Consider the following 13,262-nt stretch of genomic DNA (forward strand, 5'->3'; position numbering starts at 1 on the left):
GGCCGGTTGGGAGGGGGCTCAAATGGTCCGTCCGTGCCATGCGCGGTGCGTATCCCGCTCCCTAGGCTGGGAAGCCGGTGCGCCCGCATGATCGGCAGGACGCCCCCAGGGGGGCCGGTGACGGCCGGGAGACGGCAGAGAGAGGTGACGCAGGTGGTGACGCTCAGCGCTCCGAACGCTCAGGACTGTGTGGCCCTCGCCGAGATCGAACTGTGCGGCGAGCTGATGATCGCCGCGTCGGCGGCGGGTGAGGAGCGCCTCAGTCCCGACCGTATCGACGAAGTGCTCGACGTCCGCGGTGCGGAGTCCTGGGCGACGGTCCCCCGGCAGGCCGCTCGCCGGGGGTGACGCCCACCACCCTCGTACCGCCGCCGCTCACGGGGCCGGGCCTCAGGTGCGGAGCAGGCGGGCGATGGCCTTCGTGGCCTCCTCGACCTTCGCGTCGATCTCCTCGCCGCCCTTGACGGCCGCGTCGGCGACGCAGTGGCGCAGGTGCTCCTCCAGCAGCTGGAGGGCGAAGGACTGCAGCGCCTTGGTGGACGCCGATACCTGGGTGAGTATGTCGATGCAGTAGACGTCCTCGTCGACCATGCGCTGGAGGCCGCGGATCTGGCCCTCGATCCGGCGCAGCCGTTTGAGGTGCTCGTCCTTCTGGTGGTGGTAGCCGTGGATGCCGCGGTCGTGGTCGGTGACGATCTCCACAGGAGCGGCCGCCCCCGCGTCCGGGGCCGCCACGCCCGCCGATTCCGTCCCAGTGCTCCCAGTGGTCCCAGCGGTCCCGGTGGTGGTCATCTGCGTCCTCCCGTTGTTGTCCTCATGCGTCCCGTGTCCCGTGTTCTGCGTTCTGAGCAACGCCGTGTTCTGCGCAACGCCGCGTTCTGCGTTCTGTGCAACGCCGCACTGTGCCGTTCTTATACCCCTGCCGGGTATATCGTAACGAATCCCGCCGAAACGTGACCGGGGGGCCGTGCTGATCGCCTTGTCCGATGGGCGACACTGAAGAACGCCGGTTAGCCGTGGCCGGATGATGCGCCTAGCATCAGCCTGACCGAATCCAAAGCACCCCGAGGACCCCACGTGCGCTTTCGTCTGACCCCCAGGGAGACGAGCTTCTACGACATGTTCTCCGCGTCCGCGGACAACATTGTCACGGGCTCGAAGCTCCTGATGGAACTGCTCGGGGCGGATTCTGCCTCCCGAGTCGAGATCGCGGAGCGTATGCGGGCAGCGGAGCACGCGGGGGACGATGCCACCCACGCGATCTTCCACCAGCTGAACTCCTCCTTCATCACGCCGTTCGACCGCGAGGACATCTACAAACTGGCGTCCTCGCTCGACGACATCATGGACTTCATGGAGGAGGCCGTCGACCTGGTCGTCCTCTACCAGGTCCAGGAGCTCCCCAAGGGCGTCGAGCAGCAGATCGAGGTGCTGGCCCGGGCGGCGGAACTGACCGCCGAGGCGATGCCGGGGCTGCGGACCATGGCCAACCTCACCGAGTACTGGATCGAGATCAACCGCCTGGAGAACCAGGCCGATCAGGTCCACCGCAAGCTGCTGGCCCAGCTCTTCAACGGCAAGTACGACGCCATGGAGGTGCTGAAGCTGAAGCAGATCGTGGATGTGCTGGAAGAGGCGGCTGACGCTTTCGAGCACGTGGCCAACACCGTGGAGACCATCGCGGTCAAGGAGTCCTGAACCTCGTGGACACCTTTGCGCTGATCGTGACCATCGGTGTCGCGCTCGGCTTCACGTATACGAACGGCTTCCACGACTCGGCGAACGCCATCGCCACCTCGGTCTCCACCCGGGCGCTGACCCCGCGTGCGGCTCTGGCGATGGCGGCGGTGATGAACCTCGCCGGCGCCTTCCTGGGCCAGGGGGTCGCCAAGACCGTCAGCGAGGGCCTGATCGCCACGCCCGTGGGACAGAAGGGGATGGGGATCCTGTTCGCGGCGCTGGTCGGCGCGATCATCTGGAACCTCATCACCTGGTACTACGGCCTCCCCTCCTCGTCCTCGCACGCCCTGTTCGGCGGCATGGTCGGGGCGGCGCTGGCCGGTGGGACGGACGTCATCTGGTCCGGCGTGCTGGAGAAGATCGTCATCCCGATGTTCCTCTCCCCGTTCGTCGGCCTGATCGTCGGCTATCTGGTGATGGTCGGCATCATGTGGATGTTCCGGAACGCCAACCCGCACAAGGCCAAGCGCGGCTTCCGGATCGCGCAGACGGTCTCGGCGGCGGGCATGGCGCTCGGCCACGGCCTCCAGGACGCGCAGAAGACGATGGGCATCGTCGTGATGGCCCTGGTCATCGCGGACATCGAGGGCCCCAACGACGAGATCCCCGTCTGGGTCAAGATCGCCTGTGCGCTGATGCTCTCGCTGGGTACGTACGCGGGCGGCTGGCGCATCATGCGGACCCTCGGCCGCAAGATCATCGAGCTGGACCCGCCGCAGGGCTTCGCGGCGGAGACGACCGGCGCCTCGATCATGTTCGGTTCGGCGTTCCTGTTCCACGCGCCGATCTCGACGACGCACGTCATCACCTCCGCGATCATGGGCGTCGGCGCCACCAAGCGGGTGAACGCGGTCCGCTGGGGCGTCGCGAAGAACATCATCCTGGGCTGGTTCATCACCATGCCGGCCGCGGCGCTGGTCGCCGCGCTGAGCTACGGAGCGGTTCTGCTGCTCTTCGGCTGAGCCCCGGCCGAGCGGCGCATCCGCCGGTTACACGTGTGGGTCCGCCCCCGTCCTCGTACATCTCGTACGGAGAACGGGGGCGGACCCTTTCGCCTTGTGGTGGCACCGCCATGCAGCACCGCAAGGCCGTATCGGGGGCGTGGAGCCGGGGCGGCTCAGCCGAAGCGGCCCGAGATGTAGTCCTCGGTGGCCTGGACCGACGGGTTGGAGAAGATCCGCTCCGTCTCGTCTATCTCGATGAGCCGGCCGGGCTTGCCGACCGCCGCGAGGTTGAAGAACGCGGTGCGGTCCGAGACGCGGGCCGCCTGCTGCATGTTGTGCGTCACGATGACGATCGTGAAGCGCTCCTTCAGCTCGCCGATCAGGTCCTCGATGGCGAGGGTCGAGATCGGGTCCAGCGCCGAGCACGGCTCGTCCATCAGCAGGACCTGCGGCTCGACCGCGATGGCGCGGGCGATGCACAGGCGCTGCTGCTGGCCGCCGGAGAGGCCGGAGCCGGGCTTGTTGAGGCGGTCCTTGACCTCGTTCCAGAGGTTCGCGCCGCGCAGGGACTTCTCCACGACGTCGTTCAGCTCGCTCTTGCGGTAGCTGCCGTTCAGCCGCAGACCCGCCGCCACGTTGTCGAAGATCGACATGGTGGGGAAGGGGTTCGGGCGCTGGAAGACCATGCCGACCGTGCGGCGCACGGTGACCGGGTCGACGTTCGCGTCGTAGAGGTTCTCGTCGTCCAGCAGCACCTTGCCCTCGACGCGGCCGCCGGGGGTCACCTCGTGCATCCGGTTCAGGGTGCGCAGGAAGGTGGACTTGCCGCAGCCGGACGGGCCGATGAAGGCGGTCACGGAGCGGGGCTCCACGGTCATCGAGATGTCCTCGATGGCCTTGTGGCTGCCGTAGAAGGCGTTGAGGCCGCTGATGTCGATGCGCTTGGCCATGGGAATCACTGCTTCTTTCGGGAGGTCGCTGTGGCCGCGTCAGCGACCGGTCTTCGGGGCCTTCCAGCGGGCGATGCCGCGGGCCACCAGATTCAGGATCATGACGAAGGCGATCAGCACCAGGGCGGCGGCCCAGGCGCGGTCGTAGGACGCGGCCTCGCCGACCTTGTACTGCTCGTAGATGTAGAAGGGCAGCGAGGACTGGGCGCCTTCGAACGGGTTCGTGTTGATCAGCTGGCTGCCGAAGACCAGCAGGATGATCGGCGCGGTCTCACCGGCGATACGGGCGATGGCGAGCATGACGCCCGTGGTGATGCCGCCGATCGCGGTGGGCAGGACCACCTTCAGGATGGTGCGCCACTTCGGGATGCCGAGCGCGAGGGAGGCCTCGCGCAGCTCGTTGGGGACGAGCTTGAGCATCTCCTCGGTGGAGCGGACCACGACGGGGATCATCAGGATCGTCAGGGCCAGCGCGCCCATCAGGCCGGACGGCTCCAGGTTGGCGATCAGCATGATCGACAGGATGAAGAGACCGGCCACGATGGAGGGGATGCCCGTCATCACGTCGACGAAGAACGTGACGGCCTTGGCCAGCGAACCCTTGCCGTACTCGACGAGGTACACCGCGGTCAGCAGGCCGAGCGGGGCGGAGATCACCGTGGCGATGCCGACCTGCTCCAGGGTGCCGATCAGCGCGTGGTAGACGCCGCCGCTGTGCTCGGAGCCGAGGACCCCGGCCATCGAGTGGGTGAGGAAGTAGCCGTCCAGGCGCTCGGAGCCGCGGACGATCGTCGTCCACAGCAGGGAGGCCAGCGGGACGACGGCGACCAGGAAGCAGACCCACATGACGCTGGTGGCGAGGCGGTCCTTGGCCTGGCGCTGGTTCTCGACGACCGTGGTCACCACGTAGGAGATGGCCAGGAAGAACAGGGCCGAGAGGAGGCCCCACTGGATGCGGCTGTGCCAGCCGGCGGCCAGCGGGATGCCGACGCCGAGGGCGACCGCCACGACGGCGAAGCCGAGCGGCGCGAGGCGGGGCAGGGAGCGGCTGCCGAGGCTGCTCTGCGGGGTGGGCGATGCGGGCGGCGTCGGGCGCTCGATGACGCCGGTGGGTGCGTGGCTCATGCGTTGGCCCCCGAGTACTCCTTGCGGCGGGCGATGATGAGCCGGGCCGCGCCGTTGACCAGCAGGGTGAGGACGAAGAGGACGAGGCCGGAGGCGATCAGGGCGTCCCGCCCGAACGCGTCGGCCTCGCCGAACTTGGCCGCGATGTTCTGGGCGAACGTCCCGCCGCCCGGGTTGAGCACATGCAGCGAGATGAGGAAGCTCGGGGAGAGGACCGTGGCGACGGCCATCGTCTCGCCGAGCGCCCGGCCGAGGCCCAGCATCGAGGCGGAGATGATGCCGGAGCGGCCGAAGGGCAGCACCGAGAGGCGGATGACCTCCCAGCGGGTGGCGCCGAGCGCGAGCGCGGCCTCCTCGTTCATCTTCGGGACCTGGAGGAAGACCTCGCGGCTGACGCTGGTCACGATCGGCAGGATCATGATCGCGAGCAGGATGCCGACGGTGAAGAGCGAGCGGGCGACGCCGACCTCGGTCTTCTCGAAGATGTACGTCCAGCCGAAGAACTGGTCGAGCCAGAGGTTGAGGCCCTCCAGGTACGGCACCAGGACGAGGGCGCCCCAGATGCCGTAGACGATGCTCGGCACGGCGGCCAGCAGGTCCACCACGTACGCGATGGGGGCGGCCAGCTTGCGCGGCGCGTAGTGCGAGATGAACAGGGCGATGCCGACAGCGATCGGAACCGCGATGACCATCGCGATGATCGAGCTGACGACGGTGCCGAAGAGCAGGACCGCGATGCCGAAGACCGGGGGGTCCCCGGCCGGGTTCCAGTCGAAGGTGGTGAGGAAGTTGCCCTCGTCCTTCGAGATGGCGAGCACCGAGCGGTACGTGAGGAACACGGCGATCGACGCCATGATCACGAGCAGCAGGATGCCCGAGCCGCGGGAGAGGCCCAGGAAGATCTTGTCGCCCATGCGCCCGGTGGCCCGGGTGCCGGGCCGCGGGACCGGCGGTGCCGGTGGCGTGTCTATCGGTGTGGTGGAAGCCATGGTCTTTCCGGTCTGTGTGGGGGAGCGGTGTGCTCCCCTGGCGGCGGTGCACCGGATGGGGGGAGCGGGGGGGGGGGGGGGGGGGGGGGGGGGGGGCCCCCCCCCGCCGGGGGGGGGGGGGGGGGGGGGGGGGGGGGGGGGGGGGGGGGGGGGGGGCGGGGGGGCCCCCCCCCCCCCCCACTGGTGTTACGAGAGGGAGCCGATGGTCTCGCGCACCTTCGCGTTGATCTCGGCCGGGATCGGGGCGTAGCCGGCGTCGGTCAGGATCTTCTGGCCGTCGTCGGAGGCGGCGTAGGAGAGGAAGGACTTGACCGTGTCGAGGGTCTCGGCCTTGTTGCCGCTGTCGCAGACGACCTCGTACGTCACCAGGACCAGCGGGTAGGCGCCCTCGGCCTTGGTGGTGTAGTCGAGGTCGAGCGCCAGGTCCTTGCCGGTGCCCTTGATCTTGGCGGCGGCGATGGCCTTGGAGGCGTTCTCCGAGGTGGCCTGGACCGGGGCGGCGCCACCGGTGTCGATGTCCACCGTGGTGATGTCCTGGGACTTGGCGTAGGAGAGCTCGAAGTAGCCGATCGCGCCGTCGACCTGCTTCACCTGGGCGGCGACGCCGGAGGAGCCGGACGCGGCCTGGCCACCGGGGGCCGGCCACTTCTTCTCGGCCTCGTACTTCCAGTCGCTCGGAGCGGCGGCGCCGAGGTACTTGCCGAGGTTCTGCGTGGTGCCGGAGTCCTCGGAGCGGTGGAAGGCCTGGATGGCCTTGTCGGGGAGGTTGGCGCCGTCGTTCAGCTTGGCGATCGCCGGGTCGTTCCACTTCTTGATCTTGCTGTCGAAGATCTTGGCGAGGGTCGGGGCGTCCAGCGTGAGCTTGTCGACACCCTCCAGCTTGAAGCCGACCGCGACCGGGCCGCCGACCATCGGGAGGTTGATGCCCTGGCCGGTCTTGCACATCTTCTTGGAGTCGGCGACCTCTTCGGGCTTCAGCGCCGAGTCGGAGCCGGCGAAGCCGACGGTGCCCTGGTTGAAGGCGACGATGCCCTCGCCGGAGGAGGAGGAGTTGTAGTTGATCTCCACACCGGAACAGGCGGCCATGTAGTTCTTGACCCAGAGGTCCATGGCGTTCTTCTGAGCGCTGGAGCCGGAGGCGCGCAGCTGGCCCTTGGCCTTGCCGCAGTCGACGTCCGACGCGGCGGTCGTCTTCTCGCCGGCGCCGGCCGTTCCGCCGCTGGTGTTGTCGTCCGAACCGCACGCCGTGAGGACCAGGGCGCCGGAGACGGCGAGGGCACCGAGCGCGGTGGCACGAAGCCGGTTCTTGCGCTGAAGCTTCACTTTCGGGTGTTCCTTCCAGGAGCCGCCGTGGTCAGTTCGTTCTACGACGGCGTGCGATGAGGAGGGATGCTGTGGCTTGTCGCCGCGCACCTTGTACGTCCGAAATTAGGCAGAACAGGTGAAGCCGCCTACGGGGGAGGGTGAACGGCAGGTGAACCGTGTCGGGCAGGCGGGTGCGCGGCCTGCCGGAGGCACTGATCAGGACGGGGGCAGGACGTCCAGGAGCGCGGTCAGCTGCTGGACGTCGCGGGGCTGGGTGAGGCGGACGCGGGCGGCGTCGGGTGCGAGCCACAGGATGCGGTCCACCTCGTCGTTGGCGGCGAAGGAGCCGCCGGTCGCCTCGGCCGCCCAGTAGGCGACCTCCTTGGGCCGGCCGTCCACCACGTAGTGCGCGGTGGGGAGGCGGGGGCCCGGGGCGCAGTGGTGTCCGGTCTCCTCCAGCACTTCCCGTACGGCGGCGGCGCGTGGCTCCTCGCCGCGCTTCAGCTTGCCCTTCGGGAAGGAGAAATCGTCGTATTTCGGGCGGTGTACCAGGCACACCTCCACGCTGCCGCCGCCCGGGCCGCGCCGCCACAGCACGCATCCCGCGGCGCGGATCACGGGGCCGTGGGGCGTGCCGCCCGCGGAGTCGTGAGGCGCGTCGCTCATGGGGCGCTCAGAGCGGTGGCGTACGGCCAGGTCTCCCGGAACACCGCCCGCGCCGCCTCCACCTCGTGGCGCTGGTCCGCGTGGAGCACGCCCAGCGCGTACGCCGTGGCCGGCGCGATCCGGGGGGTGCGGGCCGCTGCTGCCGCCGCTCCGGCCGCCTCCACGGCGTCCCGGTGCAGATCGAGGGCGTGCCCCGGCGCGGCCAGGACCGGGTCGACGGCGCCGAGGACGACCTCGTGGGCGTACCGGTGCAGCCGCAGCAGCAGGCGGGCCTGGTGCCACGCCGCGTCCTGCGCCTCGTTGTACGGCTCCGTGTCCGCGGGCGGGAGGGCGGCCACGGCGGCGAGGAGGCGTTGCTCGGCGCGTTCGGCGGGCTCCAGCAGGGCCTCGGCGGTCCGGCTCGCGGTGCCGGGGGCCAGCGGTACGTCGGAGGCCAGGAGCGCGACGGCGTCGGCGACCGCGTGGAAGCGGGAGGAGCCGAGCGCCTGGAGGGCCGCGGAGTGGGACCGGGTCCGGGCGAGGGTGAGGCGGCGTTCCAGCAGCGCCCCGGCGCGCGCGGCCCCGACCCCGAGGGCGGCGCGGCCCTGGGCGTCGGAGGCGGCGCCCTCCCCGGCGGCGCGGGCGCCCCGGGCGGCGGGGAGGGCCGGTCCTGAGAGCTGGTGCAGGGCCTCGACGAGCCGGGTGAGGCGGCCCGCGTAGGCGTGTTCGCGGGCGAGGACGCCGGAGAGCCAGGCCAGTTCGGCGCGGAGCTGATCGGCCCAGTGCGGGTCGAGCGCGGCCCGGAAGGTGTGCAGCGAGCCGCTGATCCGGCGGGCCGCGCGGCGCAGTGCGCGGGTGGCCGCCGCGGCGTCGTGGCCGCCGGACTCCGCGGGGGCGCTGTGCTCGTGGTGCAGGCGCAGGCTGCGCAGGAAGTCCGCGGCCTGCCCCCGGAGGTAGGGCGCGAGGACCGCCTCGGTGGTCAGGTCCCCGATGGGGCGGGCGGCGGCGGGCCGGGGGCCGGTGGGCCGGGATCCGGTGGGCCGGGAGCCGGTGGCGGCGTCCGGTAGGCGGCCCGCGTCGGCGGGGCGGCGGGCCGCGTCGGTGGGGTCGGCGAGGCTCCCTGTCCCCGTGGCGTCGGGGAGGCGCTCCGGTCCCGCCCCTGCCCCCGTCCCCGTCCCCGTGGCCCCGGCGGGCGGCGCGGCCGGTGTGGTGCCGGGGGCCGGGGCGGGACCCGTGGTCGGCCGGGTCGTCGTCTGCTGGTCAGGGCGTCGCACGCCTGCGCCTCCGGGCGTCGATGAGCATTTCCTGGACGTGCCGCAGCGGCTGGCCGTCCGCGTCCGTGGCGTGCCGGGTCCAGTTCCCGTCGGGGCCCAGGTGCCAGGAGGCGGTGGTGTCGGCCATACCGGTCTCCAGGAGTCGGCTGAGTGCGGCGCGGTGGGCGGGGTCGGTGACCCGGACGAGGGCTTCGATCCGGCGGTCGAGGTTGCGGTGCATCATGTCGGCGCTGCCGAACCACACCTCGGGCTCGCCGCCGTTGCCGAAGGAGAAGACCCGGGAGTGTTCGAGGAAGCGGCCGAGTATGGAGCGGACCCGGATGTTCTCGGAGAGCCCGGCGACGCCGGGGCGGATCGCGCAGATCCCGCGCACCCAGATGTCGACGGGGACGCCGGCCTGGGCGGCCCGGTAGCAGGCGTCGATGATCGCTTCGTCGACCATCGAGTTGACCTTGAACCGGACGTAGGCGGGACGGCCCGCGCGGTGGTGGGCGATCTCCTTGTTGATCCGTGCGATCAGCCCGTCGCGCAGGGACTTCGGGGCGACCAGCAGCCGGCGGTAGGTCTCGCGGCGGGAGTAGCCGGAGAGCCGGTTGAACAGGTCGGAGAGGTCCGCCCCGACCTGCGGGTCCGCCGTGAGCAGGCCGAGGTCCTCGTACAGCCGGGCCGTCTTGGGGTGGTAATTGCCGGTGCCGACGTGGGAGTAGCGGCGCAGGGTGTCGCCCTCCTGGCGGACGACGAGGGAGAGCTTGCAGTGGGTCTTCAGCCCGACGAGCCCGTAGACGACGTGGCAGCCCGCCTCCTCCAGCTTGCGGGCCCACTTGATGTTGGCCTGCTCGTCGAAGCGGGCCTTGATCTCGACGAGGACGAGGACCTGCTTGCCGGACTCGGCGGCGTCGATCAGGGCGTCCACTATCGGGGAGTCGCCGGAGGTGCGGTACAGCGTCTGCTTGATGGCCAGCACGTCCGGGTCGCCCGCCGCCTGCTCCAGGAACGCCTGGACGGAGGTGGAGAACGAGTCGTACGGGTGGTGGAGCAGGACGTCGCGTTCGCGCAGGGCGGCGAAGATGTCGGGCGCGGAGGCGGACTCCACCTCGGCCAGGTCCCGGTGGGTGCCCGCGATGAACTTCGGGAACTTCAGCTCCGGCCGGTCCAGCGAGGCGATGGCGAACAGACCGGTCAGGTCGAGCGGTCCGGGCAGCGGGTAGACCTCCGCGTCGGACACCTTCAGCTCGCGGACCAGCAGATCGAGGACGTACGGGTCGATGGACTCCTCGACCTCGAGGCGGACCGGCGGACCGAACCGGCGGCGCATGAGCTCCTTCTCCAGGGCCTGGAGGAGGTTCTCCGCGTCGTCCTCCTCGACCTCCAGGTCCTCGTTCCTGGTGACCCGGAACATGTGGTGCGCCAGCACCTCCATCCCCGGGAACAGCTCCTCCAGGTGGGCCGCGATGACGTCCTCGATGGGGACGTACCGCTGGGGCGAGGCCTCCAGGAAGCGGGTCAGCAGCGGCGGGACCTTGACCCGGGCGAAGTGCCGGTGGCCGCTGACCGGGTTGCGGACGACGACGGCGAGGTTGAGCGAGAGCCCGGAGATGTACGGGAAGGGGTGCGCGGGGTCGACGGCCAGCGGCGTCAGGACCGGGAAGACGCGCTGCCGGAAGAAGGTGAACAGGCGGGCCTGCTCCTTCTCGGTCAGGTCCGGCCAGCGGATCAGCTGGATGCCCTCGTCGGACAGGTCCGGGGCGATGTCCTGCTGGTAGCAGGCGGCGTGCCGGGCCATGAGTTCGCGCGAGCGGGTCCAGATGAGGTCCAGGACCTCGCGGGGCTGGAGGCCGGAGGCGGAGCGGGTGGCGACGCCGGTGGCGATGCGGCGCTTGAGGCCGGCCACCCGGACCATGAAGAACTCGTCCAGGTTCGAGGCGAAGATGGCGAGGAAGTTGGCCCGTTCGAGGACGGGGGTGTTCGGGTCCTCGGCCAGCTCCAGGACCCGTTCGTTGAACGCGAGCCAGCTGCGTTCGCGGTCCAGGAAGCGGCCCTGGGGCAGCTCGTCGCCGTCCCGGTCGGGCTCGTAGGCGTCCGCGTCGGCGTCGAGGTCGGGATCCAGATCGGCGGCGGTGGAGAAGCCGACCCCGTGGGACGCGGGGGTGGCGTGCGGCCGGTGCGCGGCGAGCGAGCCGACGGACGGCTGGGCTGCGGGCTGGACCGGGACCTCGGAGCTGGGCTGCTGGCTCATGGGCCCATTGTTCCGCGTGGAGGGCTCCGCGGGCGCGTCGGAGCCGCGAAAGATCGCGGAAGGCCCGGGAAACCCCGGGTCACGGCGGGGTGAGCCGGTGGGGGAGCCCGACGGGGAGGCCGGGGCGCCGGTGGAGGCGCTTCCCCGGGCTCTCCCGTTGCGGCGGGGGGCGGGCACAGCTGGCTGCATCCCGTGAGCGTCGCAAGGGCGTCTGAATGGCCGGTAACGGCGACATGACGTATAGGAAGCGGTGTGCCTGCGGATGACTGCGGCTCGGGCGCGCGGTGACTGTACGTGGTCGGTGAGCCGGGGCTGCCCCTGGGGGCCGGTCTAGGTGTTCGTCGTCCGGGCCCACCGTTCCTGGCCAGTGTGCATGAGTGGGTGTTGGATCCACTGATGTGTTCTGGGCGCATCCCGAACGGTTTTGGGTGCGCTGGGTTGCCGCTTTCGCGTCCCGTTCGGTGGCACGTCTCTGGGGGCGTGGTCCGTGGCGGGTGGGCGGGTTCCCTCGCGCTCTCGTGCACCTGGTGCGGCCTGGACGGTCCGATGCCGCACACGATCTCTCCGGTCGTGTGGGGGCGGTGCCGTCCGACGCCGGATCGGGTGTCCAAGAGCGCGTCTCCCGATGGCGATACCGGCGGCATCGTGACGGGACATCTTTCGGTGGGGTGTGGTCAGCGGTTTCTGCCAGTGCTGCCCGCCCCACATGGAGGTGTAGGCGGGGTCGACCGCGATGATGACCAAGCCTTGTTCGGCTGCCATGGAGACCAGCCGGGCTTTGAGTTTCCCGGTGGGGATGCCGGAGATCAGCTGCCGGAATCTTTTGCGGCGGCCGTGCTTCTCCCGGGTCTTCTCCGTACTGAAGTCGAGGTCCTCGATACCGATCCCCGTGGTACCGCTCTGCTTGGCCCAGTGGAGGAGGCGGGTGAGGGCGTGGCGGATCTGCGCGTCGCGGTGCGATGTGGTGCCGGAGAGGTCGTAGGGGAAGCGGTGTGGTTCGCCGACCGGGTTGCCGTGGGTGTCGAGGCGGTAGGCGGCGAAGTGGTCGGCGTTGGTGTCGACCCCGATCACACCCCCGGCCCGGGCGGCCTCCCACGGGATGGCCTGCACGAGGGGGCGTTGCCAGGACGCGGTGAGATACCAGCGGCCCCGGGCGGCATCGAGGTGGATCCGGTAGGCGACAGCCCGATTCGCTTGGATACGGTCGGCCCACTCCACACCCCGGTGCGCGAACACCACCGTCGAGGTGAGGGTGTAGCGCCCGTGTTTGGTGTTGGCCAGGTGGGCCAGTGGGGCGGGGAGTTTGATGCTGACCTGGCCGGTGGGGGTGACGCGGATCGTCTCGTTCGCGAACCGCTTCCCCGACTCGCCGTCCGCCGCCAGGAACCAGCGCTCCGCCTCCCACCGCCCACGCCACCGCTCCTCGGTGAGCCCAGCCACCGCGAGATGGTGGCGGGTGTTGAGGAGGCGTTTGCCGCCCCGCACGACCCGCACCCGTCCCGTCTGCCAGGCCGCGACGGCGGCAGCGTGCCGTGCTTCCAGGGTGGTGAGGCGACGTGACTTCTGAAACCACTCACCCCTGGACCGGTAACCGCCCGTCGCGCGTTTGGTGCCTTTCGTCCCGACCGGGATTGACAGGCGGTGCCGCAGTGTTCTGATCCCGGCCTCCAGCGACCGGATGTGCGCGGCCTGGCCGCGACGGGCGAGCGCCCACTGATCATGGGTGGCCTTGGTGATCGCCCCGGCGATCCGCGACGACGACACCTTCGTCAGCTCCCGCTTACGCGCAGCCCACGTATCAGCACCATGTTCCAGGCCCTGCGCGCAGCGAACCTTCAGATCACGCGAAGCGAGCGCACCCTGATGCTCACCGACCGCCCGCAACACCCGCTCGTCCTGAGGGGTGAGGTGTTTGAGACGGTCCCGCACCGCCACACCCGAAGGGCCCGACACCACGAACGGCGCCGCCAACGCGCGCACACCGCCCACCACCACACCCCCGCCCCAAAGCCGAACAACCCGTCACCCAGCACAACGAACAGCCGTCATCGAGG

The 13,262-nt window shown here is 70.5% G+C and carries 12 protein-coding genes; 3 read left to right on the top strand and 9 right to left on the bottom strand.

Annotated elements, in window-relative coordinates:
- The first annotated feature begins 144 nt into the window (after window positions 1-144).
- Window positions 145-348: a hypothetical protein gene (locus ACIQPT_RS14805; protein ID WP_215107999.1), complete on the top strand. Its 204-nt coding sequence runs from the start codon at window positions 145-147 to the stop codon at window positions 346-348.
- 42 nt (window positions 349-390) lie between these two features.
- Here the strand turns inward: ACIQPT_RS14805 and ACIQPT_RS14810 are convergent, their stop codons facing one another.
- Window positions 391-792: a metal-sensitive transcriptional regulator gene (locus ACIQPT_RS14810; RefSeq protein ID WP_401155990.1), complete on the bottom strand. Its 402-nt coding sequence runs from the start codon at window positions 790-792 to the stop codon at window positions 391-393.
- A 285-nt stretch (window positions 793-1,077) separates the two neighbouring features.
- Here ACIQPT_RS14810 and ACIQPT_RS14815 point away from each other — a divergent pair, with 285 nt between their 5' ends.
- Both ACIQPT_RS14815 and ACIQPT_RS14820 read left to right on the top strand, forming a co-directional pair.
- On the top strand, window positions 1,078-1,698 hold the full coding sequence (locus ACIQPT_RS14815) for a DUF47 domain-containing protein (protein WP_015610166.1): 621 nt from the start codon (window positions 1,078-1,080) through the stop codon (window positions 1,696-1,698).
- Between the two features lie 5 nt (window positions 1,699-1,703).
- The gene (locus ACIQPT_RS14820; protein ID WP_401155992.1) at window positions 1,704-2,702 is read left to right on the top strand and encodes an anion permease; all 999 of its coding nucleotides are present in this window, start codon (window positions 1,704-1,706) and stop codon (window positions 2,700-2,702) included.
- A 155-nt stretch (window positions 2,703-2,857) separates the two neighbouring features.
- Here ACIQPT_RS14820 and pstB read toward each other — a convergent pair whose 3' ends face one another.
- The 8 genes from pstB to ACIQPT_RS14860 all read right to left on the bottom strand — a co-directional run bounded on the left by pstB (window position 2,858) and on the right by ACIQPT_RS14860 (window position 13,197).
- The gene (gene pstB, locus ACIQPT_RS14825) at window positions 2,858-3,634 is read right to left on the bottom strand and encodes a phosphate ABC transporter ATP-binding protein PstB (protein WP_398615393.1); all 777 of its coding nucleotides are present in this window, start codon (window positions 3,632-3,634) and stop codon (window positions 2,858-2,860) included.
- Window positions 3,635-3,673: 39 nt separating this feature from the next.
- Window positions 3,674-4,759, bottom strand: coding sequence for a phosphate ABC transporter permease PstA (pstA, locus tag ACIQPT_RS14830; RefSeq protein WP_401155993.1), 1,086 nt, complete (start codon window positions 4,757-4,759; stop codon window positions 3,674-3,676).
- On the bottom strand, window positions 4,756-5,748 hold the full coding sequence (gene pstC / locus ACIQPT_RS14835; RefSeq protein ID WP_401155994.1) for a phosphate ABC transporter permease subunit PstC: 993 nt from the start codon (window positions 5,746-5,748) through the stop codon (window positions 4,756-4,758). Before pstC ends, pstA begins: the two co-directional genes overlap by 4 nt.
- A gap of 186 nt (window positions 5,749-5,934) precedes the next feature.
- A complete protein-coding gene (pstS, locus tag ACIQPT_RS14840; RefSeq protein ID WP_401155996.1) occupies window positions 5,935-7,071 on the bottom strand; it encodes a phosphate ABC transporter substrate-binding protein PstS in 1,137 nt (378 codons plus the stop codon).
- Between the two features lie 198 nt (window positions 7,072-7,269).
- Window positions 7,270-7,719: an NUDIX hydrolase gene (locus ACIQPT_RS14845; RefSeq protein ID WP_401155998.1), complete on the bottom strand. Its 450-nt coding sequence runs from the start codon at window positions 7,717-7,719 to the stop codon at window positions 7,270-7,272.
- Window positions 7,716-8,972 (bottom strand): CHAD domain-containing protein, encoded by a 1,257-nt coding sequence (locus ACIQPT_RS14850; RefSeq protein WP_401156000.1) that lies wholly within the window; start codon window positions 8,970-8,972, stop codon window positions 7,716-7,718. The genes ACIQPT_RS14845 and ACIQPT_RS14850 overlap by 4 nt, the downstream gene beginning before the upstream one ends.
- The gene (locus ACIQPT_RS14855; protein WP_401156002.1) at window positions 8,959-11,208 is read right to left on the bottom strand and encodes an RNA degradosome polyphosphate kinase; all 2,250 of its coding nucleotides are present in this window, start codon (window positions 11,206-11,208) and stop codon (window positions 8,959-8,961) included. The genes ACIQPT_RS14850 and ACIQPT_RS14855 overlap by 14 nt, the downstream gene beginning before the upstream one ends.
- 330 nt (window positions 11,209-11,538) lie before the next feature.
- Window positions 11,539-13,197, bottom strand: a complete 1,659-nt coding sequence (locus tag ACIQPT_RS14860) for an IS200/IS605 family accessory protein TnpB-related protein (protein ID WP_401156003.1) — start codon at window positions 13,195-13,197, stop codon at window positions 11,539-11,541.
- Between the last annotated feature and the right edge of the window lie 65 nt (window positions 13,198-13,262).

The sequence above is a fragment of the Streptomyces sp. NPDC091289 genome (genome assembly GCF_044757365.1).
In the GTDB taxonomy this organism is placed as follows: domain Bacteria; phylum Actinomycetota; class Actinomycetes; order Streptomycetales; family Streptomycetaceae; genus Streptomyces.

Bases quoted from the DNA above. Each gene is read 5' to 3' on its own strand.
- ACIQPT_RS14810 (WP_401155990.1), bottom strand. From the start codon at position 792: ATGACCACCACCGGGACCGCTGGGACCACTGGGAGCACTGGGACGGAA.
- pstC (WP_401155994.1), bottom strand. From the start codon at position 5,748: ATGGCTTCCACCACACCGATAGACACGCCACCGGCACCGCCGGTCCCG.
- ACIQPT_RS14845 (WP_401155998.1), bottom strand. From the start codon at position 7,719: ATGAGCGACGCGCCTCACGACTCCGCGGGCGGCACGCCCCACGGCCCC.
- pstB (WP_398615393.1), bottom strand. From the start codon at position 3,634: ATGGCCAAGCGCATCGACATCAGCGGCCTCAACGCCTTCTACGGCAGC.
- pstA (WP_401155993.1), bottom strand. From the start codon at position 4,759: ATGAGCCACGCACCCACCGGCGTCATCGAGCGCCCGACGCCGCCCGCA.
- ACIQPT_RS14855 (WP_401156002.1), bottom strand. From the start codon at position 11,208: ATGAGCCAGCAGCCCAGCTCCGAGGTCCCGGTCCAGCCCGCAGCCCAG.